At 69.5% G+C, this 22,605-nt stretch carries 22 protein-coding genes; 14 read left to right on the top strand and 8 right to left on the bottom strand.

Annotated features, from left to right (window positions below; all coding sequences use genetic code 11):
• Positions 1–43: 43 nt before the first annotated feature.
• From GCU69_RS31895 to GCU69_RS31875, 5 genes are read right to left on the bottom strand one after another with little or no spacing between them, the layout of a single operon-like run.
• Positions 44–970, bottom strand: coding sequence for a type II secretion system F family protein (locus tag GCU69_RS31895; RefSeq protein ID WP_098753373.1), 927 nt, complete (start codon positions 968–970; stop codon positions 44–46).
• Positions 967–1,917 carry a type II secretion system F family protein gene (locus GCU69_RS31890; protein WP_156207947.1) on the bottom strand — a complete coding sequence of 317 codons (951 nt, stop codon included), beginning with the start codon at positions 1,915–1,917 and terminating at the stop codon, positions 967–969. The genes GCU69_RS31895 and GCU69_RS31890 overlap by 4 nt, the downstream gene beginning before the upstream one ends.
• A 10-nt stretch (positions 1,918–1,927) precedes the next feature.
• The gene (locus GCU69_RS31885) at positions 1,928–3,235 is read right to left on the bottom strand and encodes a CpaF family protein (protein WP_098753371.1); all 1,308 of its coding nucleotides are present in this window, start codon (positions 3,233–3,235) and stop codon (positions 1,928–1,930) included.
• Positions 3,232–4,287, bottom strand: a complete 1,056-nt coding sequence (locus GCU69_RS31880; RefSeq protein WP_156207946.1) for a hypothetical protein — start codon at positions 4,285–4,287, stop codon at positions 3,232–3,234. The genes GCU69_RS31885 and GCU69_RS31880 overlap by 4 nt, the downstream gene beginning before the upstream one ends.
• Before the next feature lie 46 nt (positions 4,288–4,333).
• Positions 4,334–5,074, bottom strand: a complete 741-nt coding sequence (locus GCU69_RS31875) for a hypothetical protein (RefSeq protein ID WP_156207945.1) — start codon at positions 5,072–5,074, stop codon at positions 4,334–4,336.
• A 602-nt stretch (positions 5,075–5,676) separates the two neighbouring features.
• On the opposite strand from GCU69_RS31875, the gene GCU69_RS31870 reads away from it, so the two are divergent.
• Both GCU69_RS31870 and GCU69_RS31865 read left to right on the top strand, forming a co-directional pair.
• Positions 5,677–6,330, top strand: a complete 654-nt coding sequence (locus GCU69_RS31870; protein WP_156207944.1) for a hypothetical protein — start codon at positions 5,677–5,679, stop codon at positions 6,328–6,330.
• Between the two features lie 325 nt (positions 6,331–6,655).
• Positions 6,656–7,012 carry a hypothetical protein gene (locus GCU69_RS31865; RefSeq protein WP_098753367.1) on the top strand — a complete coding sequence of 119 codons (357 nt, stop codon included), beginning with the start codon at positions 6,656–6,658 and terminating at the stop codon, positions 7,010–7,012.
• Positions 7,013–7,339: 327 nt separating this feature from the next.
• On the opposite strand, the gene GCU69_RS31860 is transcribed toward GCU69_RS31865, so the two are convergent.
• Positions 7,340–7,645: a WXG100 family type VII secretion target gene (locus GCU69_RS31860; RefSeq protein WP_098753366.1), complete on the bottom strand. Its 306-nt coding sequence runs from the start codon at positions 7,643–7,645 to the stop codon at positions 7,340–7,342.
• 273 nt (positions 7,646–7,918) lie between these two features.
• On the opposite strand from GCU69_RS31860, the gene GCU69_RS31855 reads away from it, so the two are divergent.
• The 8 genes from GCU69_RS31855 (at position 7,919) to GCU69_RS31820 (ending at position 17,723) form a co-directional block, all read left to right on the top strand.
• Positions 7,919–12,583, top strand: a complete 4,665-nt coding sequence (locus GCU69_RS31855; protein WP_156207943.1) for an FtsK/SpoIIIE domain-containing protein — start codon at positions 7,919–7,921, stop codon at positions 12,581–12,583.
• A gap of 143 nt (positions 12,584–12,726) precedes the next feature.
• Positions 12,727–13,377 (top strand): hypothetical protein, encoded by a 651-nt coding sequence (locus GCU69_RS31850; RefSeq protein WP_156207942.1) that lies wholly within the window; start codon positions 12,727–12,729, stop codon positions 13,375–13,377.
• Entirely contained in the window at positions 13,374–14,399 is a 1,026-nt protein-coding gene (locus tag GCU69_RS31845) for a hypothetical protein (RefSeq protein ID WP_235978837.1), read from the top strand. Before GCU69_RS31850 ends, GCU69_RS31845 begins: the two co-directional genes overlap by 4 nt.
• 48 nt (positions 14,400–14,447) lie before the next feature.
• A complete protein-coding gene (locus GCU69_RS31840; protein WP_156207941.1) occupies positions 14,448–14,750 on the top strand; it encodes a hypothetical protein in 303 nt (100 codons plus the stop codon).
• On the top strand, positions 14,747–16,069 hold the full coding sequence (locus tag GCU69_RS31835; RefSeq protein WP_156207940.1) for a DUF308 domain-containing protein: 1,323 nt from the start codon (positions 14,747–14,749) through the stop codon (positions 16,067–16,069). Before GCU69_RS31840 ends, GCU69_RS31835 begins: the two co-directional genes overlap by 4 nt.
• 34 nt (positions 16,070–16,103) lie before the next feature.
• Complete coding sequence (locus GCU69_RS31830) at positions 16,104–16,502, top strand: hypothetical protein (protein ID WP_156207939.1); 399 nt, start codon at positions 16,104–16,106, stop codon at positions 16,500–16,502.
• Positions 16,495–17,127 carry a hypothetical protein gene (locus tag GCU69_RS31825; RefSeq protein ID WP_156207938.1) on the top strand — a complete coding sequence of 211 codons (633 nt, stop codon included), beginning with the start codon at positions 16,495–16,497 and terminating at the stop codon, positions 17,125–17,127. The genes GCU69_RS31830 and GCU69_RS31825 overlap by 8 nt, the downstream gene beginning before the upstream one ends.
• On the top strand, positions 17,124–17,723 hold the full coding sequence (locus GCU69_RS31820) for a hypothetical protein (protein ID WP_156207937.1): 600 nt from the start codon (positions 17,124–17,126) through the stop codon (positions 17,721–17,723). Before GCU69_RS31825 ends, GCU69_RS31820 begins: the two co-directional genes overlap by 4 nt.
• A gap of 29 nt (positions 17,724–17,752) precedes the next feature.
• On the opposite strand, the gene GCU69_RS31815 is transcribed toward GCU69_RS31820, so the two are convergent.
• A complete protein-coding gene (locus tag GCU69_RS31815; RefSeq protein WP_235978836.1) occupies positions 17,753–18,214 on the bottom strand; it encodes a hypothetical protein in 462 nt (153 codons plus the stop codon).
• A 122-nt stretch (positions 18,215–18,336) separates the two neighbouring features.
• Between GCU69_RS31815 and GCU69_RS31810 the strand changes: the two genes are divergently transcribed.
• Positions 18,337–19,158 (top strand): helix-turn-helix domain-containing protein, encoded by an 822-nt coding sequence (locus tag GCU69_RS31810; protein WP_156207936.1) that lies wholly within the window; start codon positions 18,337–18,339, stop codon positions 19,156–19,158.
• Complete coding sequence (locus GCU69_RS31805; RefSeq protein WP_156207935.1) at positions 19,155–19,349, top strand: DUF397 domain-containing protein; 195 nt, start codon at positions 19,155–19,157, stop codon at positions 19,347–19,349. Before GCU69_RS31810 ends, GCU69_RS31805 begins: the two co-directional genes overlap by 4 nt.
• A gap of 25 nt (positions 19,350–19,374) precedes the next feature.
• Here the strand turns inward: GCU69_RS31805 and GCU69_RS31800 are convergent, their stop codons facing one another.
• Positions 19,375–19,989 (bottom strand): hypothetical protein, encoded by a 615-nt coding sequence (locus tag GCU69_RS31800; protein WP_098753355.1) that lies wholly within the window; start codon positions 19,987–19,989, stop codon positions 19,375–19,377.
• Between the two features lie 232 nt (positions 19,990–20,221).
• On the opposite strand from GCU69_RS31800, the gene GCU69_RS31795 reads away from it, so the two are divergent.
• Both GCU69_RS31795 and GCU69_RS34270 read left to right on the top strand, forming a co-directional pair.
• On the top strand, positions 20,222–21,583 hold the full coding sequence (locus GCU69_RS31795) for a putative T7SS-secreted protein (RefSeq protein WP_156207934.1): 1,362 nt from the start codon (positions 20,222–20,224) through the stop codon (positions 21,581–21,583).
• A complete protein-coding gene (locus tag GCU69_RS34270; protein ID WP_235978835.1) occupies positions 21,580–22,518 on the top strand; it encodes a RodZ family helix-turn-helix domain-containing protein in 939 nt (312 codons plus the stop codon). The genes GCU69_RS31795 and GCU69_RS34270 overlap by 4 nt, the downstream gene beginning before the upstream one ends.
• The last annotated feature ends 87 nt before the right edge of the window (positions 22,519–22,605 follow it).

Genomic DNA, 22,605 nt, shown 5'->3' with positions numbered 1-22,605 from the left:
GATGACGAAGACGCCGTCCGGGACAACCCCCGGCGGCAGCCGGTCAGACCTGGAACACCCTCATGGCCGCCGGGAAGATCAGGAAGACCAGGAAGCCCGCGCACAGCAGCAGCTGCGCCACGAGCATCGACTGGGACTTCTCCCCCGCGCTGCCCTCGATCTCCGCCAGCTCCCGGTGCCGCATGGTCTCCGCCCGGGACGCCAGCGACTCGCGCACCTTCGCGCCGTCGTCCGCGACCAGCGCCAGCGACGCCGAAAGATCCTTCAGCTCCTCCACCCCCAGCTCCTCACCGAGCCGGCCGAGCGCCGACCACTGGCTGGTGCCGGTGATCCGGGCGTCCGCCAGGCAGTTCCGCACCTTGCGCAGCGCCCAGCCGTCGCTGACCTCCGCGGCGGCCATCAGCGCCTCCGGGAGGCCCCGGCCGCCGGCGAGGTTCATCGCGACGAGGTCGAGATACGCCCCGATGACGCGCCGCAGGTCCCGCCGCTTCTCCGCGGCGTCCTTGCGGACCTCCAGGTCCGGCAGCATGAAGAAGACACCGGCGAACACCAGCGCCAGCCAGATCGGGATCACCGGCCCGCTGCCCAGCCCGATCGTCCACACGATGACGAAGACCATCGGGCCGAAGACCAGCCCGGCCGCGCCGAGCAGCACCTTCGTCGCCAGGAACGACTCCCAGCTGCGGTCCAGCACCGCCAGGTCGGCCCGGAGCGACCGCTGCTCCCAGCCCTGCTGGAGGTAGAGGTCCGCGACCCGGCGGCCGACCCGGGAGCGCACCGTGCCGAAGCGGCTGTTCCCGGCGTCCTTCGCGGCCCGGTCGGAGGCCGATCCGTAGGAGGCGCCGCGCGCACGCAGCGCGTCGATCTGCGCGACCGTGGCGACCGGGCTGCGCTTGGACGGCACGAGGGCCCGCACGAGCACGTAGAGACCGAGGCCGAAGACGGCCCCGATGAGCACACTGGCGGTCATCGGTGCGCCACCTCTTCCTGGACTTCCTGCGGGGACCGCGGCCGGACGAAGGTGACCGACGGCTCGTCGCGGGTGAGGAAACGGTCCGGGGTCTCGATGCTGGACAGCTTTCGCAGCCACCAGAAGCCCATCGCGAACAGACCGCACACACAGCCGAGCACGAGCTGCCCGAGCGGCGTTCCGTACGGGGCCACGAAGTCGCGGTTGAAGACGGCGAGGCCCAGCACGAAGGCGACGCTGACGCCGATGACGATCTGCACGCTGCGCCGGGTGCTGGCGCGCTGCGACATCACGCGCTGCCGCATGTCGACCTCCTCGCGGGCGGACTTGGCGAGCGCGCCCAGCACTTCGCGCAGACCGGGGCCGCGCAGCCGCGAGTTGAGGATGAGGGCCGCGACGATGATGTCGGCGGACGCGTCGTCGATCTCGTCGGCGAGGACCTGGAGCGCGTCGGGCAGCGGCGTACGCGAACGCAGCCGGTCCACCAGCGCGTCGAGGTGCGGGCGGAGCGCGGGCGCGGCGGCGCGCGCCGAAGCCGGGATGGCCTGCTCCAGGCCGACGGCTCCGGCGATGGTGTCGCGCAGCGACTCCGTCCACGCGGCGAGCGCCTCGACCCGGCGCATCGCGGCGCGTTCCTCGGCGGCGCCGCCGAACAGCCGGTCCCAGGCGAAGACGAGGATGCCCGCCGCGGCGCCCGCGACGATCCAGCGGGTGAAGAGCAGCACGACCAGGCCGACACAGATGGCGATCGAGCCGCGGCGGCCGACGAAGCGCACCAGCTCCTGCGCCCGCTCCCCGGCCCTGGCCTTCTCGTGCGCGGGCTTCGCGGGCAGCCCGCGGACGGCGACGATCAGCAGCGCGAGACCGCCGCCGACGCCGATGCCGCTCAGCAGCGCGTACAGCACGGGCAGCGAGAAGATGCCGCCGCCCGTCGAGAGTCCGTTCATGCGGTCCTCCTCACCCCCAGTTCCCGGACGGCCGGTAGCCGTGGACGGTCAGATCCTCGATGCAGGCGACGGGGGCGTGCGGCACGACCCGCCCGTCGGGGGTCTCCGCGAAGACCTCGCTGGAGAGCACGCGGCCGTCGACACCGTTGACCTCACGGATGGAGGTGACGCTGCGGCTGAGCCGGCCGCCGCTCTGGTAGTTGTTGCGGCGCTCGACGAAGACGACGAAGTTGACGGCGCCGGCGACCAGCATCTGGCTGGCCTCGATGGGCAGCCGCTCGTTGGCCTGGAGGGCGTACGTCGAGATGCGGCTGAAGACCTCGGCCGAGCTGTTGGCGTGGATCGTGGACAGCGAGCCGTCGTTGCCCTGCGACATGGCGTTCAGCATGGTGACGATCTCGTCGCCGAGGACCTCGCCGACGATGACGCGGGAGGGGTTCATGCGCAGCGAGCGGCGCACCAGCTCGGCCATGCTGATCGCGCCGTGGCCCTCGGAGTTCGGCAGCCGCTCCTCGAACGCGACGACGTTGGGGTGCAGTTCGGGGAACTGGTCGAGGCCCAGCTCCAGCGCGCGTTCGACGGTGATGAGCCGCTCGTGCGGCGGGATCTCGTTGGCGAGGGCGCGCAGCAGCGTCGTCTTGCCAGCGTTCGTCGCCCCCGCGATCATGATGTTCTTGCGGGCCCGGACGGCGCAGGCGAGGAAGTTGCCGATCTCCGGGGTCAGGGTGCCGTTGCCGACGAGGTCGGATATGAACACCTTGCCGAGGCGCGCGCGGCGGATGGAGAGCGCGGGCCGCCGGGTGACGTCCATGACGGCGGAAAGCCGGGAACCGTCCGGGAGACGCAGGTCGAGCTGCGGGTTCGCGGAGTCGAACGGCCGGGAGGAGAGACCGGAGTAGGCGCCGAGGATCTGGATCAGCTCGACCAGTTCCTCGTCGGTCTCGGCGACCGGGTCGCCGACGGCCTCGCGGCCGTCGGAGTAGCCGATGAAGACCTGGTCGCAACCGTTGATGTCGATGTTCTCGACGTCCGGGTCGTCCAGCAGCGGCTGGAGCCGTCCGACACCGAAGAGCGCGGCGTGCACGGCGGCCGCGTACGCCTCCTCGGTCTCGGCGTCGAGCGGCGTGCGGCCGTAGCTGATCTCGGAGCGGGCGTGCTCCTCGAGTATCTGCGCGATGACGGCGCGGGCGTAGTGCCGCTCGTCCTCGGTGGACATCGGGGTGACGCCGGAGGCCTGGTCGAGCCGCCGCTGCTCGGCGATGCGGTCACCGGCCTCCTGCCGGAACCGCTTGACGAGCCCGTGGTCGACGCTGCTCATCGGCCGGCTCCCGGAGCGCCCGCGCCGGGAGCACCCGCGCCGTACGTGCCCTGCGTGCCGTGCGTGTCGTGTGACTGCTGGGGGCCCTGCTGCGGATAGCCGTAACCCGACGGGCCGGGCTGCTGCGCCCGGCCCTGCTGCGGGTAGCCGTAACCGGACGGCCCCGGCTGCTGGGCGTGGCCCTGCTGCTGCGGGAGCGGCGCGGCCGGCTGCGGCATGGGCATGCCGTGCTGAGGGGCGGGTGCGGGCCCGGCCCAGGCGGCGCCGAACTGCTGGTGCAGATCGCTGACGACCTTGCGGGCGGAGCGGATCAGCAGCGACTTCTCCAGCCTGCCCCGTTTGCGGCCCGCGAGCTGGTCGGAACCGGCCGGGTCCAGCGCGAGCGTGCCGAGCACGCGTGCGCCGCACTGCGAGGCGACGAGCATGTCGTTGACCTGGCCCGCCGTCTTCGCGGCGCTGCCGGAGTCGGTGACGAGGAGCACGCCGATGAGCGGCATGCCGATCTGCGCGGCACCGCGCTGGGGCCCGTGCAGCCTGGCGGACAGCGCGGCCGCCCTGTCCCGTACGCGGGCGAGGTGCTCGGGCTCCGTACGGGAGACCAGTATCACGAGCGCGGCGTGCTGGAACATCTCGACCGCCGCGGAGTCCGCACCGATCCGGCCGCAGTCCGCGACGACGTCGGCTGCGCCGTGCGGCGACTCGGCGAGGCCGGAGAAGGCACGGCCGAGCGTGGGCCACAGCCCGGCGAGTCCGGCGGCCTGCTCCGAACTCCCCAGCCCGACCAGCACGTCGAGGCCGCCGGCCATCGGCTGCGCGTGGTCCCAGAGCTGCTCGGCGACGAGGCCGCGGCGGGCGGTGGCGGCGACGGACAGCATGCCGGTGTTGGGGTCCAGCGGCCCGCCGTGCGCGGCGGCACTGCGGTAGACCAGATCGCCGCCGGCCTGGTCGGCCTCCGCCAGCAGCACGCGGCGCGGCCAGACGGCGGACAGGGCGACCGCGGCGGTGGTGACACCGGGCGAACCCTTGTCGGCGGCGAGTGCGATGAGCGCCATATCTTTACGTCCCCAGATCCCCGTTAGACCCCCGGTGCAGCGTAGTTCAGTTGGCGGCGGCGTCGGCGCTGCCCGACGGCACCTGCACGACGGCGACCTCACCGGCGGCGGCGGCCTGCGTGAGCGCCTCGGCCTCCTCCTGGCTCACGAGGACGGAGACCGGAAGATCACCGCTGCTGATGGTCTCGTCGCTGCCCGTGGTGACCTCGCGTACGGTCGCCTGCTGCACGAGGAGGTTGTTCCCGGAAGTCGCGCCGCCGGAACCGGTTTCGGAGTCCCCGGCGTCGCCGGTGTCGGTGCCGACGCGGAAAGCGGAGACGGTGTCGCCGGACTTGATGCCCTTGTAGAACTGCCCGCCCTTGAGCGAGAGGCCGACGACGACCTTGCCCTCGGGGAGGCCGCTCTCGTCGGTCAGCATCGAGCCGACGAGGAGGGACCCTTCGACGAGCGGGGTCGCGGTCCGGTATTTCTCCGTGACCAGATCCTTCTGGGCCCACTTCACATAGTCCACACCGGAATCCTGCGCGACCATCACGGATTCCATCGCGGAAGCAGGCACCGGCTTGCCGACCGGCACCTCCTCCGTGATTTTCACGACCTCGATCCGCTCGCCGGCCCGCAGCACGAGCACGGTGGCGCCGAGCGCCCCGACCAGGATCAGCAGCACCGCGAGCGCGGCCAGCGCCGGCTTGCGCTCACGCGGTGCGGATGGAAGCCTCTCGCCGACCGGCTGCGCGGATCCACCCGCCCTGCCGCCCCCAGACGCCGTGCGCTCCTGAGTCTTCACGCAACTGTCCCCGCAAGTCCTGTCCGATTCTGGGCGTTTGAGGCTGACATGCCCTCCGCCTCGTCGATCGGCGGCAGACCAGGGCTGTCAAGCCTCCGCACCGTATCAGCAGCGCAGAAGGCCCCTCAAGGCTCGTTGTGGACCGTGGAAAGCACGTGGCAGGGCTGTGACGGAACGCCGACACGGACGTGCCGGGACGGCCTTGCGACGTGCCGTCCGGGGGCGCCCGGGGCATCGCCGCCGGCACTGCTCGGCATGCTCCGGACGACCGGTCCGGCATGCTCCGGACGATCCGCTCCGGGCCGCTCCGGACGACCCGCTCAGGGCCGCTGCGACACGCTCCGCACGGACAGCCGCGAGGTGACTCGTCCGGGGAGGGGGCGGGCGCGGCCCCGGCCGCCCACCGGTTTGCTGCTGCCCACCGGTCCGCCGCTGCCCACCGGGACGGCCGGCGTCCGGCCTCGGCGGAGCCGGAGGGGAAGACCGTCCGGCACGCCGGCGTTCGAGCGGGCTTCCCGGACGGGCCACTGCTCCGCACCGACGACCGTAAAGTTGGCGCGGCGGGAGAGCGCAGGACGACACCACAGCAGCGGGGAGCGGACATGAGCCGGCGGACCGAGACGGAGACCGTGGAGCGCGGGGGATTCCGGATCTCCGTGCCCGACACCTGGTGGGAGTTCGACGTACGCCCCGAGTCCCGGGACGACAGCATCCGCCGCATGGTGAGCGAACGGATACGCGCGCGCCCGGAGATGGCCGAGCACCGGGACGTGCTGACGTCCTTCCTGCGGAAGTCCGCGCGCGACGCCTACGACTCGGGCGCCGTGTACTGCGGCTGCATGGCCGAGAGCTTCGGCGGCGATACGCCGATCACCGCGTCCGTCACCGTGTCGCTGGTGGGGGCGCGCACGGTGGAGGGAACGATCCTGCCGACCGACCCCGCCGCCATCGTGAGCCAGCTCAAGGAGCGCACCGCCAAGCGCGAGGGCGACACCTGGCGGAAGGTGTCGACCGTCGAGATCCCGGAAGTCGGGCTCGCGGCGCGGACGCACGGGATCGAGGACATCGAGATCCCCGGCGACGGGCTCAAGCGGTCGGTGCGGGTGGTGCTGATGCAGACCTTCATCCCGGTGCCGGACGACGAGCACGGGGAAGGCCGGGTGGCGCTGGTCGCGGGCAGCAGCCAGGTGCTGGACCTCGCCGATTCGTTCTTCGACGTGTTCGACGCGGTCACGTCCACGTTCCGGCCGGCGTGAGGCCCGTCCGTCGCCCGCAGGCGTACGAGACGCGTACGCCTCCCCGCCCTCACCCGGACACGTACGCCTCCCCGCCCTCACCCGGACACGTACGCCTCCCCCGGCGCTTGATACGCGTACGCCTCCCGGTCGGCGCCCGAAACGCGTACGCCTCCCGGTGCCGGTGCACAGACGCATCCGCGTCCCGGCCGGTACCGCCGACCGGCCCGCGGTCCGGCGGCACGAGGCACCCCGCACCCGACGTGGCCGGGAAGTCCTGCTGTACGGGCGAGCCGTGGCGGCATACTGAACGGGTGCTGATTACTGGACGGGGGAGGTCGGACACATGGGGAAGCCGGACTTCGCTATTCCGCTGAGTGAACTCGAGGGCTTCGGCGGCAGGCTTCGGTCGATCAAGACACGTATGAACGGCACCAAGAAGATGTTCGAGAGCTATCGCGACGACATCGGGGACGGCGGGGTCGTCGACAAGCTGAACGACTTCGAGTCCAACTGGGAGGACGGCCGCGAGGACATCGGCCAGCAGTTGGGCGGGCTGGCGGACATGGCGGACGCCGTGGTGCGCGAGGTGCGCAAGACCGACAAGGAGCTGGAGAAGGAGCTCGAGAAGAACACCAAGAAGGACGGCGGCGGAGGCGAGGGCCGCAAGGAAGGGTCGCACGGCACGCAGAAGGCGACCTGAACTCCGCGGGCGCCCGCGGCCCGGCACGCGTACGGTGCGGCGCGATGCGCGGCAGACGCGGTATGCGGCAGCCCGGGCCCCGCGAAGGCCCGCCCGCACCGGCAGGCCCGGCCATCCGGCGACGGCGGGAACACACGGCGCGTCCGGCCGCCGCCGTCCGGGAACCGTGCGCCACCCCGGTCACCGCCGCCCGCGCCCGGCACCGGATCGCCGCGAGCCGCGCGGGTCAGCGTGAGCGCACCCGGCCGCCGTGAGCCGCCCGGCACCGGGCCGGGATACACCTCGGTGCCAGGCCGGCTCTGCCACCGGCCGGGCCGGTGAACGGCGTTACTTCTTCAGGCCGCCCTCCAGCTCGGTGTCCAGGTTGCGGAAGGCGCTGGCGGCGGACTTCAGGAACTGGCCCATGCCGTCCATGCCCTCCATCATCTCCGTGGCGCCCTTGCTGAACTCCTCGTAGGACTCGTCGAACTTCTTCGAGGCCTTCTCGGTGACGAAGCCGTCGTTCACCAGGCTCTTGATGAACTTCTGGGCCTGGCCGAGCTGCCGCTGGATGTCCTCCTTGTGCTCCTTGAGCTTCCCAGCGGCGTCCTCCATGTCCTGGTAAGTCAGATTCACATCGTTCTTGCCGCCCATAGGGGCCCTCCTTGAAGAATCCGTCCGTGCCGCAGGGACGCCCCCGTGGCTCCGAGCAGGCGCATGGTCCTACCATCCGCTGATGCGCCAGCTTAAGGGTGGGGACGCGGGGACCACATCCGGCCGTTCCCACATCTGTTCGCGGATCCCGACGCGGGCCGCCGTGCCACCGCCGGTGTCCGGGGCGGCGGCCGGGCCGATATCGTCCGGTGTCAGCGGCCTGCACGATGCTGGAGGCAGCCGGCCGCGCAGCACACAACGGGGAGGACGCTCGTGCGCCTGACTGTGACCGTCGTCGATCCTCTCGGCGGCGCCAACGCCGATGTCGTGCTCGACGCGGATCCCGAGTCGCCCATCGGCGACGTCGCCCAGGAGCTGGCCCAGCAGGTCGGGGTGGCGCTGCCCGTCCCGGCCGCGCCGCGGGCCGGGGACGGCGCGCAGGTCATCCCCATCACCGGTGGCGGGGCGCCCCCGCAGACGCAGCCCGCCTCCGCGCCGCTTCCCGTCTACATCGACGGGCACGCCCTCGACCCCGGCCTCACCGTCGCCGCCTCACCGCTGCGCGAGGGCGCCGTCGTCAGCCTGCACGATCCGGCGGGCTGCCTGCCCGGAGAGCCCGCGGGCCTGGTCGAGTTGCGCGTCGTGGGCGGCCCCGCGGCCGGTTCGGTGCACCGGCTGGGCCTCGGCCGGTACGACATCGGCCGCGGCCCCGCCTCGTACATCCGCGTCGACGACCCCGAACTCGCGGACCGCGCGCTGACGCTCACCGTCACGGCCGACGGGACCTGCCAGGTCGCCGTGCACCCGCAGCCGGGCGGCTCCGGCACGGACGGTGACGACGCACCCGGGGCGACCCTCGACGGCGAGAAGCTCGACGGCGACGCCTGGCCGCTCGGTGCCCAGCTCGCCGTCGGCAACAGCCTGTTCGAGATCGCGCGTTACGCCCCGCCGAACGCCGCGCTCAAGTGGTCCGACGACAGCATGGGCCTGGACTACAACCGTCCGCCGCGGCTGCGCCCGCCGGACCGCACCACCCGCTTCCGGCTGCCCAACCCGCCCTCGGAGAGCGACGCCCGGCCCATCCCCTGGCTCATGGCGCTGATGCCGCTGGTCGCGGCGGTGACCATGGCCGTGGTGATGAACCGCTGGTACTACCTGATCATGGCCGTGATGAGCCCGATCATGCTGTTCGCCAACTACTTCATGGACAAGAAGCACGGCCGGAAGTCGTACGCGAAGCAGCTGGCCGAATACAAGGAGCACAAGGCCCGGATCGAGAAGGACGCGCGGGAGGCGCTCGTCGCCGAGCGTCTCGACCGCCGGCTGGCCATGCCCGACCCGGCCACGGTGCTCACCCTCGGCACCGGTCCGCGCACCCGCCTCTGGGAGCGCCGCCGCACCGACAAGGACCATCTGCTGCTGCGCGTCGGCACCGCCGAGATGCCCTCCGAGGTCATCCTCGACGACCCCGAACAGGACGACCACCGCCGCGAGGTGGCCTGGAAGATCGCGGACTGCCCGGTCGCCCTGCCGCTCGCCAAGAACGGCGTGATGGGCTTCGCCGGCGAGGGCGACGCCGCCCGCGCCCTCGGTCGCTGGGCCGTCACCCAGGCCGCGACCCTGCACTCCCCGCTGGACGTGCAGTTCTACGTCCTCACCGAGGCGTCCGCGCAGGACAGCTGGGACTGGCTGCGCTGGCTGCCGCACGCCCGGCCGACCGGCGGCAACGACACCAACGCCCTCATAGGCACCGACGCCGAGACCGTCGGCGCCCGCGTCGGCGAGCTGACCCAGCTGCTGGAGGCGCGCCAGAAGGCCGCCACGGAAGCCGGAGCGAAGGGCGGCGCCAGCTTCTCCGACCCGGACATCGTCGTCGTCTGGGACGGTTCCCGCAGGCTCCGTTCGCTGCCCGGTGTCGTCCGGCTGCTGCGCGAGGGCCCCTCCGTCGGCATGTACGCGCTGTGCCTCGACACCGAGGAGCGCTTCCTGCCCGGCGAGTGCCAGGCGGTCGTCGTCGCCGAGCGCCGCCCCGTCGACCACGACGCGGCCGGCGGGCGCACCGCCGCGGCGATCGGCGGCGGCCCGGGTGCCGCCGCGGGCGCGCAGGACGGCGCGTTCCCCTCGTTCCAGCCCTGGCACGCCGCCTCGGCCGCCGGGGCGCACAGTCCCGAGGCGCAGACGGCGCCCGAGCTGCGGCTGCGGGTCGAGCAGGCGGGCAGCCGGCAGATCAAGGACGTACGGCCCGACTTCGTGTCGCCCGCCTGGTGCGCCCGGCTGGCCCGCTCGCTGTCGCCGCTGCGCGACATCAGCGGGGAGAGCGAGGACTCGGCGCTGCCCGGCTCCAGCAGGCTGCTGGACGTCATCGACATGGAGCCGCCGAGCGGTGACGCGGTCGCCGCGCGCTGGCGGCTCGGCGGCATGTCGACGACGGCCGTCATCGGCGAGTCGTACGACGGCCCGTTCGGCATCGACATCCGGCGGGACGGCCCGCACGGCCTGATCGCCGGAACCACCGGCTCCGGCAAGTCCGAGCTGCTCCAGACCATCGTCGCCTCGCTGGCCGTCGCCAACACCCCCGAGGCCATGACCTTCGTCCTCGTCGACTACAAGGGCGGGTCCGCGTTCAAGGACTGTGTGCAGCTGCCGCACACCGTCGGCATGGTCACCGACCTCGACGCCCACCTCGTCGAACGCGCCCTGGAATCCCTCGGCGCCGAACTCAAGCGGCGCGAACACATCCTGGCCGCCGTCGGCGCCAAGGACATCGAGGACTACCAGGACCTGATGCGCCGCGACCCCGCCGCGCACGCCCCGCTCCCCCGGCTGCTCATCGTCATCGACGAGTTCGCCTCCATGGTCCGCGACCTGCCCGACTTCGTCACCGGCCTGGTCAACATCGCGCAGCGGGGCCGTTCGCTCGGCATCCACCTGCTGCTCGCCACCCAGCGCCCCAGCGGTGTCGTCTCACCCGAGATCCGCGCCAACACCAACCTCCGGATCGCGCTGCGCGTCACCGACGGCAGCGAGTCCAGCGACGTCATCGACTCCCCCGAGGCCGGGCACATCAGCAAGTCCACCCCCGGCCGCGCCTACGTCCGCCTCGGACACGCCTCGCTCGTCCCCTTCCAGTCCGGCCGCGTCGGCGGCCGGCGGCCGGGCGCCGCCGACACACAGACCGAAGCACCGTGGGCCGGCCGCCTCGAATGGCAGGAGCTGGGCCGCGCCGCCCTCAAGCGGCCCGCGGCGGCCGCCCGCGAGGAGGAGGAGATCACCGACCTCAAGGTCCTCGTCGACGCCGTCATCGAGGCCAACGACCGGCTCGCCATCCCGCCGCAGCACAGCCCGTGGCTGCCCGCCCTCGACGACAAGCTGCTGCTGGACGACATCCCGGCCGTGCAGGGCGCCGGCGCGATGCCCCCGGCCCCGTACGGTGTCGCCGACATCCCCGCCGACCAGGCCCGGATCCCCGTCGCGATCGACTTCGCGTCCTTCGACCACCTGCTGGTCGGCGGCGCCCCGCGCAGCGGCCGCTCGCAGCTGCTCCGTACGATCGCGGGTTCCCTGGCCCGTACGCACTCCGTCGCCGACGTCCACCTCTACGGCATCGACTGCGGCAACGGCGCGCTCAACGCCCTGACCCGGCTGCCGCACTGCGGCGCGGTCGTCGGCCGCTCGCAGACCGAGCGGGCCGTACGGCTCATCGGCCGGCTCAGCTCCGAGGTCACCCGCCGGCAGGACCTCCTCGCCGAGGACGGCTACGCGGACATCGGCGAACAGCGCGCCTCGGCACCGGAGGAGCAGCGGCTGCCGCACATCGTCGTGCTGCTCGACCGCTGGGAGGGCTGGCTGCCGTCCCTCGGCGAGATGGGGCACGGCGAGCTGACGGACGAGCTGATGACGATGATGCGCGAGGGCGCCAGCGTCGGCGTGCATCTGGTGATCACCGGTGACCGGCAGCTGCTCGTCGGCCGGATCAGCGCGCTCACCGAGTCGAAGTACGCGCTGCGGCTCGCCGACCGCTCCGACTTCACGCTGATCGGTGTGCAGGCGCGCAAGGTGCCCGACGAGATCGCGCCCGGACGGGCCTTCCGGAACGAGACGGCGACGGAAACCCAGTTCGCGCTGCTCTCCGAGGACTCCAGCGGCCAGGGCCAGGCGGCCGCGGTGACGGCGATCGGCGAGGCCGCGGCGGCGCGCGACGCGGATGTGCCGCGCTCCCGGCGACCGTTCCGGGTGGACGTCCTGCCGAGCCGCCTCACCTGGCGCGACGCCTGGGAGATGCGGGACCCGGAGCTGTCGGCGTCCCCGATGTGGAGCCTGATCGGCGTCGGCGGCGACGAGCTGACCGGCTACGGCCCGGACCTCTCCCGGGGCGTACCGGCCTTCATCATCGCGGGCCCGGCGAAGTCGGGCCGCAGCACGGCGCTGATGAGCATGGCCCGCTCGTATCTGGCCCAGGGCGTACGCGTCGTCGTGGCCGCCCCGCGGCAGTCCCCGATGCGCGAACTGGACGGCACCGAGGGCGTGCTGAAGGTCATCACGGGCGACGAGATCGAGGAGGACGAGTTCAAGGAACTCATCGAGTCGATCGCGCCGACCCCGGAGAACCCGGTGGTGATCCTGATGGACGACGCCGAGTCGTACGCGGACTGCGACGCCGGCTCCCAGCTGAAGCGGATCGTGTCCCGGGGTACGGAAATGGGCATCGGCCTCGTCCTCGCGGGCGACGAGGAGGACGTCGCGGGCGGCTTCACCGGCTGGCAGGTCGACGCCAAGAAGGCCCGCCGCGGCATCCTGCTCTCCCCGCAGGACACGTCCAGCGGCGACCTGATCGGCATCCGCACGACCCGCCAGATGGTGGGCGACCCGGTGACCCCGGGCAAGGGCCTGATGCACCTCGGGGACGGGGAGTCGATGACGGTGACGGTGCCGATGTAACGGTGCCACGCGGGTGTCGGCGCGCCGGTGCTCGCGGACTGTGAGGGGTTGCTCTCAATGCGGTTACGAACACTGTGTGTTGTCAGTCGAACCGCATACGGTGATGGCCGACCACGCAGTCCAGAGTTCCAGGAGCAGCACCCGTGACCCACCGCCACCTGACCGCTGCGGCAGCGCTCACCGCCTGCACCGCCCTGCTTCTCTCAGGCTGCGGCAGCGGTGACGACCCGGAAGGCAAGTCCGACGACAAGATCGCAGGCGCGGAAGACGCTTCGTCATCTTCACCGAGCGCCTCGGCACCGGACGACAGCAAGCGCCCGTCGATCAAGCTGCCGAAGGACGATGTACTGATTTTCGAGAACCGCAAGACAGGTGACCCGAAGAAAGACGCGGTGCTCAGTGACAACGAGCAACGCCTGCGGGCCATCGACGCGGCCATCATCGAAGGTGACCCAGAATCCGAACCGGTGTACTTCTACTCCGCTCGGGACGCCGCGGTAAGTGCGGCCAAGTCCATCCAGAGTTACGTGGACGACGACCTGTCCGTCACCGGCACCGTGCGCTATTTCGACCGCTCCGTGACATTCCGGTCGGACGGCTCGGCTCGGCTCACCTACTGCAGCGACGAGACCAAGGGTTTCGCCAAGGAGCGCAAGACCGGCAAGGTGCTCCAATCTGCACCCGACGAGAACTCCTACGTCTTCTACGACACCCGGCTCGACCGCAACGAGGCAGGGGTGTGGCAGACCACCGGTGTCAAGTCACAGCGAGGTGCAGAGCAGTGCCAGCCGTGAAGCGGCAGCTGTGGTGGGGACTCGCTGTCGGCACCGTGGTCGCTTCCGTCCTCCTCCCGATCGAGGCCCACGCCGCACGCCCTGGAGACAAGGACGAGGGCGCGGTAGAGGCGGAGGGCGGCGCACAGGGCGACGAGGTCTACTCAAGAGTCCGCTTCAACCTGAAGAGAAATGCTGCGGGCCCGTCCAGCGGCCCCCTCAACGTCTCGGCTTCGACAGACTGGTCCCCTCCTCCGTGTTGGTACGAGCCGGCATACACCCCCGAAGAGCTCAAGCAGAAACACGAGGAAGCCAGAAACCAACCGCACACAAGCGGGTTGGGCGAAGCTATTCAACAGTTCGAACATCGCTACATCAACGGTAACCCTTACAAGGACTACAATCTTGCCAAAGCGGGCGAGGGGATGTGGTGGGATCGCGCCGCGTTGCCATACGAAGAAGGCGGGGACATTTTTGCCTGCATGGACCCCATCTTCTGGGTGGACAACGGCGAGCCGCCTGAGCACGAGAATGCCGTAACTCCCGAGGTGCTGGCCGGGCTGGCGTACAGCAAGATTCGTGTGCCCGACAGCGAAGTGCAACTCTCACCGGCAGCCGCAAACCAGAAAGTCAATCTGGCAACGTGGGCCTGGCTGGACAGTAGTTCCTTCAAGCCCGTCTCGGTAACGGCTTCACTGGAAGAGCTCGGTATAGAGGCGACCACGACCGCGACACCGGTCTCACTGAAGCTGGAGCCGGGCACGAAGGACGCGACCATCCACCCGCCCTCTGGAGAGTGCACACTCCGGGAGGAAGGGACCATCGGCACCCCCTACACAAGAGGGGCAGAGGATCAGGATCCCCCCTGCGGCATGACATACCTGCGGGCCAGCACAGTGTCCGGGCCATACGAAATGCGGGCGACCATCACCTGGGAGGTCGAGTGGACCGGCACCGGCGGCGCCGGCGGCGACCTGCCGGACGGCACCTTCGGTACGACACAGGACATCACCGTGCAGGAAGTCCAGGCGATCAACCGGTAAACGGGCCAGCCCAGCCCTCCCTGCCAGGAGAAAGCGGACCACGTACACATGGCCAACGACGCGGATCTCATAGTCAACATCAATCTGCTGGTGGACTCGGAGACGCTTCTCAAGGGACTCCAGAAGGAGTTCAAGAACCTCGGCAGCCGGTCCGAGGACATGCATTCCCACTGGGGCCACAGTGAGATCACGGACGCCATGGACGAATTCTTCGACAACTGGGACGACTACCGGTCAAAGATGCTCGACAGCATCGAGTCGGTGGGGAAGCTGATCGGCGGGACCATCGACAGCTTCACCGGACTGGACGCCAAGCTGGCGAAGGAACTGCGCAAGGACAAGAAGAAGTGACCCCACCCAGGACCCGGCCCCGAGACTGGCAGCCTCTCGCCGAGACCGACCCGGTACCGGGCGATCCGGAGGAGATACGGGACGAGGTCAAGCACATGAAGGGCGTCGCGAAGTCACTGCGCGACCAGGCCCGGCTGCTGCGCGGCATCGGTGACGACAACGAACTCAAGGGCAAGTACGCGACCAAGCTCCGCGAGGAGTCCGGCGTCCTCGAAAAGCACCTGCGCGAGGTCGCCGGCCGCTACGAGCGCGTCCACGGGCACCTCACCAATTGGGCGAACGACCTCGAAGGCTTCCAGAAGGAGGCCGACACCGTACTGAGCAATGCGAAGAAGGCCCACGAGGAGCACGAGGCGGAAAAGAGCAAGCAGCAGTCGGGCGACGGCAGTACGCCCACGGACTCCCCGAGGGACACGGGTGACGACCCGCTGCGCTCGTACCGCGACCAGCTCGACCGCATCAAGGGCGACCGCGACGAACGCGCCCGGCACCACGCGAGCAAGATCCGTGACCAGCTCGACGACGTCATCGAGGACAGCTGGTGGGACAACGTCAAGGGATGGGTCCACGAGAACGCGGACTGGATCAAGGTGGTAATCGATGTCCTGGGGTGGATCGCAACCTTTGTCGGAGTGATCGCCATCTTCATTCCCGGACTTAACGTGGCTGTCTTCCTGCTGGTCGCGGGCTTGCTCGTGGTCGGGACCCGACTTCTGCTGGTGGCATCGGGAGACGCCAGCTGGATGGACGTCGCCATGGACTCCGCCGGGCTTCTCACTATGGGGGCCGGACGGCTTGGCGTCGCGATGCTCAAAGGCGCGAACTCGACCACGAAGGCGGCGGCAGCCCTTTCCCGGGTCAGCAAGCTCAAAGACGGAATTCGCTCCCACTCTCGCGTCATGGACGAGTTGGGCAGAACAATCGCCACGACGTCAGATGACGCGATCCGCGCCTCCGCCAGGGAATCCCGAACCCTCCTCCGCAGGAATATCCTGGACGACGCGGGCCGCGTATCGACGGATACCGAGGTCAGCAGAGTCACCACGGCGTTCAACCTGGGCGACGACGGTGCGGCGAAGATTCGCGCGAACATCATGAAGAACGCAGCATCGTTCCCCGATGCGGTGCCCACAGGCACGCGCGTCACCGCTAACGCTGCTTACGCAACTTCGCTGACGGCCGCTTATATCGGTACGGGGGCAGACTTGACGGACAAGGCGCTCGGACAAAGCGACTCAGCTCCATGGAAGTCCTTCAATGAAGGATACAACGACTGGAAGGGAAATACATGGAGGCCTCCAGTGGATACCCATTGGTGATCTTTCGCCCCTCCGACCACAAGAAGGCGTTCTCGTGCCCAACACCAGTCGAAATTTTCCCGTGAGAGGCGGAATTATGCATCGCCTTGGCGGTGGAGTCGTGGCCGCGGCACGCCTTTGCGTCATCGCGCCGTTCGGGTCCGTACTGGTGTACATGCTTCTTTATGCCGTGAGCCCGAGTTCATTTACCACCGCATGGATGTGGCTTCAACGGGCCGTCGTCGCTGCCGGGATTCTGGGCTTGCTGTACATCTTCGTCAAAAACCCCTGGCACGCCAACCGCCCGCCGATGCTGACTCATGCCCTTGCCGTCTCTTTCATACTTGTCGTGCCGGCAACCGTCACCGGATTCTGGCCCGCGGCAGCATGTGCCATCGTGACTCCGCTTCTCGTCGCGGGCTTCTTCATCGCGGAGAGGTACCGGCGTGCCTGACGCCACTGAGGCGGAACAGTCAATTCCTGTCGGCTACACCCTCGTGCCGCCCCCGGGTTGGGACCACATTCCGCTGCGGGAGGGCACGGAGCGGGCGGTCAAGCGCATCATCGACCGGGCCATTGAGGACATGCCAGACGACATACCGAGGGACGACGTCGTCAAAGCCCGTTTGGAGCTGATGAAGCAGCTCAACAAGGCGGTGAAACAAGCCCGCAAGTCCAACGGGCTTACGCTGTACCTGCCGGTCGAGCGCATTCACGGCACGCTCATCGCCGCGTCGATCATCGTGTCCGAGATGCTTTCCGGCCCCGGCGGCAGCGCCGACAGCGGTACGGTCGTGGCCGCTCTCCTCTCCGACGGAAGCAGCAGCGAGCCGGTCACCGCCGACGGCGCGGACGGTGTGCGCGTGGACAAGACCGTCGGGGCCGACCCGGACCGGGACGTGGCGGAGGCCTCGCGCCGTATCGAGTACGTCCTTCCGGTGCCCGGCAGCTCCACTCCCCAGTGGCTGATGGTCTGTTTCAGCACCCTTGCCGACGGCGACCCTCACGGCGACTTCGCGGAGGTCCTGGTGGAACTCTTCGACGCCGTCATGACCACCTTCCGCTGGAGCTGTTCATGATTTTCATCGAGACCGATTCAAATCCAGAGGAATGGCTGCTGATGCCGTTGCGCTGGGACAGCGTCCAGGAGCGCAACGACTGGGCGCATGGCAATGCGGAACTCCTCTGGAGGCTGCACAAGAAGCGGCCGAAACGGCGGGATGTGCGAGCTCTGGCCGTGCGTCTGGACATGCTCGCCGAGGGAATTCCGGGTACGATCCCTGCCCAGCAGGTGTTTCTCTACGCTCCTGATCCCCGCGGTCTCCCCCAAGCCTTCTACGCCCTCTATTTCCCAGCCGAGGGCGACCGCATGGAAAGCCTGATGACCGCCGTCCAAGCCAACGAAGCCAGCCCCGTGCGCCCTGTTGAGGTCGACATGTTCAGCACCGACCGGCTTGGTCAGGGCCTGCGTTCCCTGCGCTACTGGAAAACCCAGGACAACGAACTGGCGGTCTCACTTAATTTCGCCTGGCGGCTGGAGAGATTCGGTTTCGACTTGTCAGTTCGAACCGTGGCCTTCGACCCCGGCTGGCTGGCCGCGCACCTGGACGAGTGCGACGACTTCATCCGGACACTGTGGGTGAGGGACCTCGAAGAGGCACAGCAGGACAGCTGAGGACCGAAATCCGGTTGGCAGCCGACCGGCTATTCCGCCCATTCACGGGCAAGCGAATCCCGCACGGCAGCGAACCGTCCCGTCATGATGCACAGGGTCACGTACAGCAGCAGCGGATGGACCAGGCGGTTCGGGGCGGTGGGTTCGTAGCGCCAACTCAGGGGCCAGGTGTGGCCCTGGAGAGCGGGGATGCCGACGTAGCAGTCACCGTGCAGCGCGTTCGCGGTCAGGCGCTGGGCGACCGTCGGCCAGGGGCGGCGGGACGTACTGCCCGGCGGTACGAGGAAGTAGACGGGGCTGTCCCCGTTGGCCTGCTCCACGATCGGACCCGGATCACCGTTGGTGAGTGTCGCCAGCCGGTCGGCCAGCTCTCGGCCGAGGGCGCCGGATACGCGGACGGCGTCGAAGTGGATTCCCGCCTTGCGCAGTTGGTACCCGGTGGCGGGCAGCCAGAGCGGAACGCCACCTTCGGGGTTACTTTCTGTGTTCACCTCGCCACTCTCCATGCCGCACGGCTAGCTTGACCAGGGTCGGAGCATCGACGCGGGTGACTGCCCAGCCTCAGCCGCCGTGCGTTGATCACGCGTTGGACCGCGTTGAGGGGGCAGCTCGTATGCCACTGGCCAAGAACAAGGAAACCGCCTCACCCGCCACCCAGTACTTCGCCGAGGTGCTGCGGAAGCTGCGCGAGCGGGCCGGGCTGACCCAGGACGAGCTCGGCTCCCGGATGAACTACACCGGGGCAGCGGTCAGCTCCGTGGAGACCTGCGCCCGTCCCGCCACGAACGAGTTCATTGCGCGGGCCGAGGAGGCGTTGGACGCCGGCGGGTTGATCGCGGCGGCTTCGAAGTATCTGCGCTTGGAGCGGTACCCCGCCTACTTTCAGGGCTTCGTGCAGCTGGAAGCTGAGGCTCTCAGCGTTTCCTCGTACTGCCCCCAGGTGCTCGAAGGACTTCTCCAGACCGAGAGCTACGCGCGTGAGCTGTTCCGATGCGACTTCCCCCCGCTCGACGAGGAAGAGGTGGAAAAACTCGTCGAGGCTCGCATGGCCCGCAAGGTGTTGTTCGACCGGCGGCCGGTGGCCGTTGTGCACGTCGTACTTGAAGAGGCTGCTCTTCGACAGAGGATCGGCGGCTCAACGGTGACCAAGGAGCAGTACCGGTACTTGATCGAGTGCGCGGCGCGGCCCAATGTCGTCCTGCAAGTGATGCCACTGGACCGGACCGGCCATGCGGGGCTGCGCGGAGCGATGAAGGTCATCGAAACTCCGGAGCACACGCCTCTCGTGTACCTGGAGGGCCAGGGCACGAGCCTTCTGGTGTCCAAGCCGGACGAGGTGAGCGTCCTCATGCGGCGGCATACGATGATTCGCACACAGGCTCTCGGGCTGACGGAGTCCGTGGCCTTCATCGAGCAGTTGGCAGGTGAGCTGTGAACGACGGCCTGACGTGGTTCAAGAGCAGTTACAGCGATTCCGGCGGCGGCGATTGCGTGGAAGTCGCCATAGCCCGGTACGACGCCGTGCGGGTGCGTGACTCCAAAAACGCAGACGGCCCCGTGCTCCGCGTCGAGCCCACCGCCTGGGCCTCCTTCGTCGGCTTCGCGGCGGATTCAGCGGACGTCTGAGCCCCCGGTCACCCGGGACCGCAGCTCAGCGATCGGACCTCCGCGGCGGCCAGGCGATGCCCGCCCGTTCCAGGATCCGTACGTACTTCACCCGCCTGCGGCGCATGTAGGCCGCCGCCAGCCAGAGGTACAGCCAAAAGCCGGCGACCACGCAGCCGCCGATCAGCGTGCCCGTCGTAGTGAAGTTGCCGGTCAGCACCAGCCCGAGCAGGACGGAGACGGGAATCACGATCGCCATCATCTTGATGCGCCCCGTGCTGGATTCGCCGTACAGATCGGTCATGATCCGGGCGTGCAGCAGGTCGACCTCCGGCCGGGCCTCCGGCAGCGGCGTCAGCCCATTGCCGGAGGGCCTCATACCGGGATACGGGCCGCCGCCGACGGCGTTGGGGTACGCGGCGGAGGTGCGGGTCGCACGCTCCTGCGCGTCGGGCAGGCGGCGGAAGCCGAAGATAGGGTGGCTGCGGCTGGTGGGGATTCCGGAGGCGAGGCCGTCGTAACGGTAGCCGTACTGTTCGGCGATATAGGCGAATGCTGCGAACTTCCGCCGCGATGCCCATGGATTCACCATGGTGTGCAGTTCCACACCCGCTCCGCCGTCCCGTAGGAGTGCGGTCAGCTGTCGTCGCAGCAGGAACATCTCGCCTCCTGGCCGGAAGTTGTGTCGGGAACCGTGTCGGCGCTCCAGTGATCCGCACACGCCGACGGGAAGAACCTTTCTATCACTCGCCCGGTGTGGAGGTCCTCGGCGCAGGCAGGTACCTTCCACAGGCAGTGGCGCGTGTCCGTGGTTCGTCAGCATTCCGGCAGACGCGGGGGCACGGGGGAGTTGTTGGAGCAGTACAGGACACGGAAAGGCACGGAGCGTAACGATGAGCTCGGACAAGTATCCGCATCTTGGCTTCGACCCGGCGCCGGGTGATCTGGAGACGGTACGGCTGCTGGTCGCCGCGGTCGGCAAGGTCAGCCGGGACGGTGGCACGGCGCAAACCCAGCTCGGCAAGATCGGCACCTCGGACGGGATATGGGTCGGCAAGTCGGCGGACGCGTTCACCGATTCCGTATCCAAGATCCCGCCGTATTTGAAGAAGGCGCTGGACTCCCTCGGTGACGCACACCGGGCGCTGGCGAGCTGGGAGACCAGCCTCGACGGTTTTCAGGCGCGCGCCCGGAAGTTGGAGGAGGAGGCCGCTACGGCCGCCAAGCAGGTCAGCAGCGCCAAGACCAGTCTGACCGGCCTGCCGGAAAACACCTCGGGCATGTCGAAGAAGGAGCTGGAGGAGCACGAGAAGGACAAGAAGGGCAAGGAGAAGGCCGTCGACACGGCCGACGCCGAACTCGAAGCCATCCGGAACCGTGCCCACACTCTGAACACCGAGTACAACACCGCGGCCGGCAACGTGGCGCGTACGGTCAGGAACGCGGCGGACGACGCCCCGCCCGAGCCCGGCTGGTTCGACGACCTGGTGAAGGCCGTCTCGGATTACATGTCGGAGGCTTGGGACACGCTCACCGACCCGAATTTCTGGAAGCTGGTCGGCGACCTTCTGGCCGACATCGCCATGGTCATCGGCGTCATCTGCCTCATCGCGCTTCCCATCGGCGGCATCGCGGGCCTGGCTCTGATCGGTCTGATCGTCGGTGCTGGAGCGCTCGCCTCGCACGGCATCGCCATGGCCGGCGGGGCCGAGGGCGTGACGTGGCAGACCCTCGCCTGGGACGCGGCGGGCGTGTTCGCAGGTGGCGTTGGCCTGGCGGGCGCCCGGTTGGCGAAGGCGGGGCGCGCTCTGGTTCAGTCCGGCCGTACGCTGCGCGCAACCCAGGGCTTCGCGGCCACACTCGGCAAGATCGGCCCGGGCAACTGGGGCGGTATCGCGAAGATACCCAGCGGTATCGCGAACTCGGCCCGCGGCTTCGCCACCGCAGCCAAGGGCTGGACCCATGTCGCAACGGGCAACGCCCTAGACTGGGGCGGGACCATCGCCGGAGCGACCTTCGCGGGCTTCTCCAACATGAACGACGGCCGCTGGACGGACGGCGACTGGAACATTTCCGACATGCCGATCGTCGGCCCGGGCAAGGGCTTCGCCGATTACTTCGGCGCTCCGGACGAGACGCAGACGGTCGCGCCGGGACCGCTCGGCCCGCAGGTCGACGCACCCACGACGCTGACGTCGTCGGGCTCCAGCTTCACGAACGGCCTCAACCCGTCGCAGTACGGGACCGCCGCATGACCGGGCCCAGGACCGGCCCCGTCGCCGACGCCCGGCCGCGTGAGGTGCCGTACACCTTCACGCACGAGGTGCCCGAGGAGTTCGTACGGTTGCCGGAGCCCACTGCCTCCGAGGGGTGGCGGGAGGCGATGGCCAAGCTGATGACGGACGCCGACGCGGAGCAGTTGGCACAGGCGAGCGAGCAACTGCGCGCCCAGTTGCCGCGGCTGTCGGGGCCGGACACGACCGTGCTCACGGCCATGTGCGTGGGCACGGAAGAGGTGGACGGCGACGAGCGGCTGTCGATGGGGCTGTTGGCGGTCACCGTGCGGCCCAGCGACCACCGGGACCGGCTGTTGGCGGCCGAGGGCATCTACCGGGCCAAGGAGAAGAGCTTCTTCGCCCACGACGGGAAGCTCCAGGAGCTGGACTTCCCGCTGGGCAAGGGTGTGCAGGGACGGCAGGACATGCTGCTGGCGGCGAAGCTGCCGTGCGGGCCGGGGGTGATGTCGACGTCGCTGCGGACGATGACGCTGCCTGTGTCCGCGGTGCCGACGACGTCCGCGGTGCCGGCGACGTCCGCCGAGACGGAGACGTCCGCTGAGACGGCGACGCCCGTCGCGGCGTCGGAGGCGTCCGTGGTGCCGCCGGATTCAGCTGCTTCCCCGGGTTCCGGGGGCACTGGCCCTGCTGGGGCTGTGACGAACCCCGCGGCGGCAGGTTCTGCCGAGACCGCGGTGCCGGACGCAGCCGGGGCAGGCGCCGGTTCTCCCGTGAGGCCGGCGGGCGCCGGTTCGTCCGCACGGCCGAGCATCGCCGTCGCTGCGCTCCAGCTGATCATCCCGGCTCCTCGGGACTACTGCGTGTACGTCACGATCTCGACGCCGTCGGTCTTTCTGCTCGACTCGTACTCGGCGCGGCTGGCGCACATCGGGCGGACGTTCTCGTTCACCTGACAAGCATTCCGGCTTCCGGCTTCCGGCTTCCGGCTTCCGGCTTCCGGCTTCCGGCTTCCGGCTTCCGGCTTCCGGCTTCCGGCTTCC

It is taken from the genome of Streptomyces lycii, assembly GCF_009735685.1.
GTDB classification, from domain to species: Bacteria; Actinomycetota; Actinomycetes; order Streptomycetales; family Streptomycetaceae; genus Streptomyces; species Streptomyces lycii.
Note: the sequence above shows the minus strand (reverse complement) of the source record. Positions and strands in the feature narration are given on the sequence as shown.

Coding starts and splice junctions, on each gene's coding strand:
- GCU69_RS31895 (WP_098753373.1), bottom strand. CDS start 970: ATGACCGCCAGTGTGCTCATCGGGGCCGTCTTCGGCCTCGGTCTCTAC.
- GCU69_RS31810 (WP_156207936.1), top strand. CDS start 18,337: ATGCCACTGGCCAAGAACAAGGAAACCGCCTCACCCGCCACCCAGTAC.
- GCU69_RS31870 (WP_156207944.1), top strand. CDS start 5,677: ATGAGCCGGCGGACCGAGACGGAGACCGTGGAGCGCGGGGGATTCCGG.
- GCU69_RS31885 (WP_098753371.1), bottom strand. CDS start 3,235: ATGAGCAGCGTCGACCACGGGCTCGTCAAGCGGTTCCGGCAGGAGGCC.
- GCU69_RS31890 (WP_156207947.1), bottom strand. CDS start 1,917: ATGAACGGACTCTCGACGGGCGGCGGCATCTTCTCGCTGCCCGTGCTG.
- GCU69_RS31880 (WP_156207946.1), bottom strand. CDS start 4,287: ATGGCGCTCATCGCACTCGCCGCCGACAAGGGTTCGCCCGGTGTCACC.
- GCU69_RS31820 (WP_156207937.1), top strand. CDS start 17,124: ATGATTTTCATCGAGACCGATTCAAATCCAGAGGAATGGCTGCTGATG.
- GCU69_RS31795 (WP_156207934.1), top strand. CDS start 20,222: ATGAGCTCGGACAAGTATCCGCATCTTGGCTTCGACCCGGCGCCGGGT.
- GCU69_RS34270 (WP_235978835.1), top strand. CDS start 21,580: ATGACCGGGCCCAGGACCGGCCCCGTCGCCGACGCCCGGCCGCGTGAG.
- GCU69_RS31860 (WP_098753366.1), bottom strand. CDS start 7,645: ATGGGCGGCAAGAACGATGTGAATCTGACTTACCAGGACATGGAGGAC.
- GCU69_RS31840 (WP_156207941.1), top strand. CDS start 14,448: ATGGCCAACGACGCGGATCTCATAGTCAACATCAATCTGCTGGTGGAC.
- GCU69_RS31865 (WP_098753367.1), top strand. CDS start 6,656: ATGGGGAAGCCGGACTTCGCTATTCCGCTGAGTGAACTCGAGGGCTTC.
- GCU69_RS31800 (WP_098753355.1), bottom strand. CDS start 19,989: ATGTTCCTGCTGCGACGACAGCTGACCGCACTCCTACGGGACGGCGGA.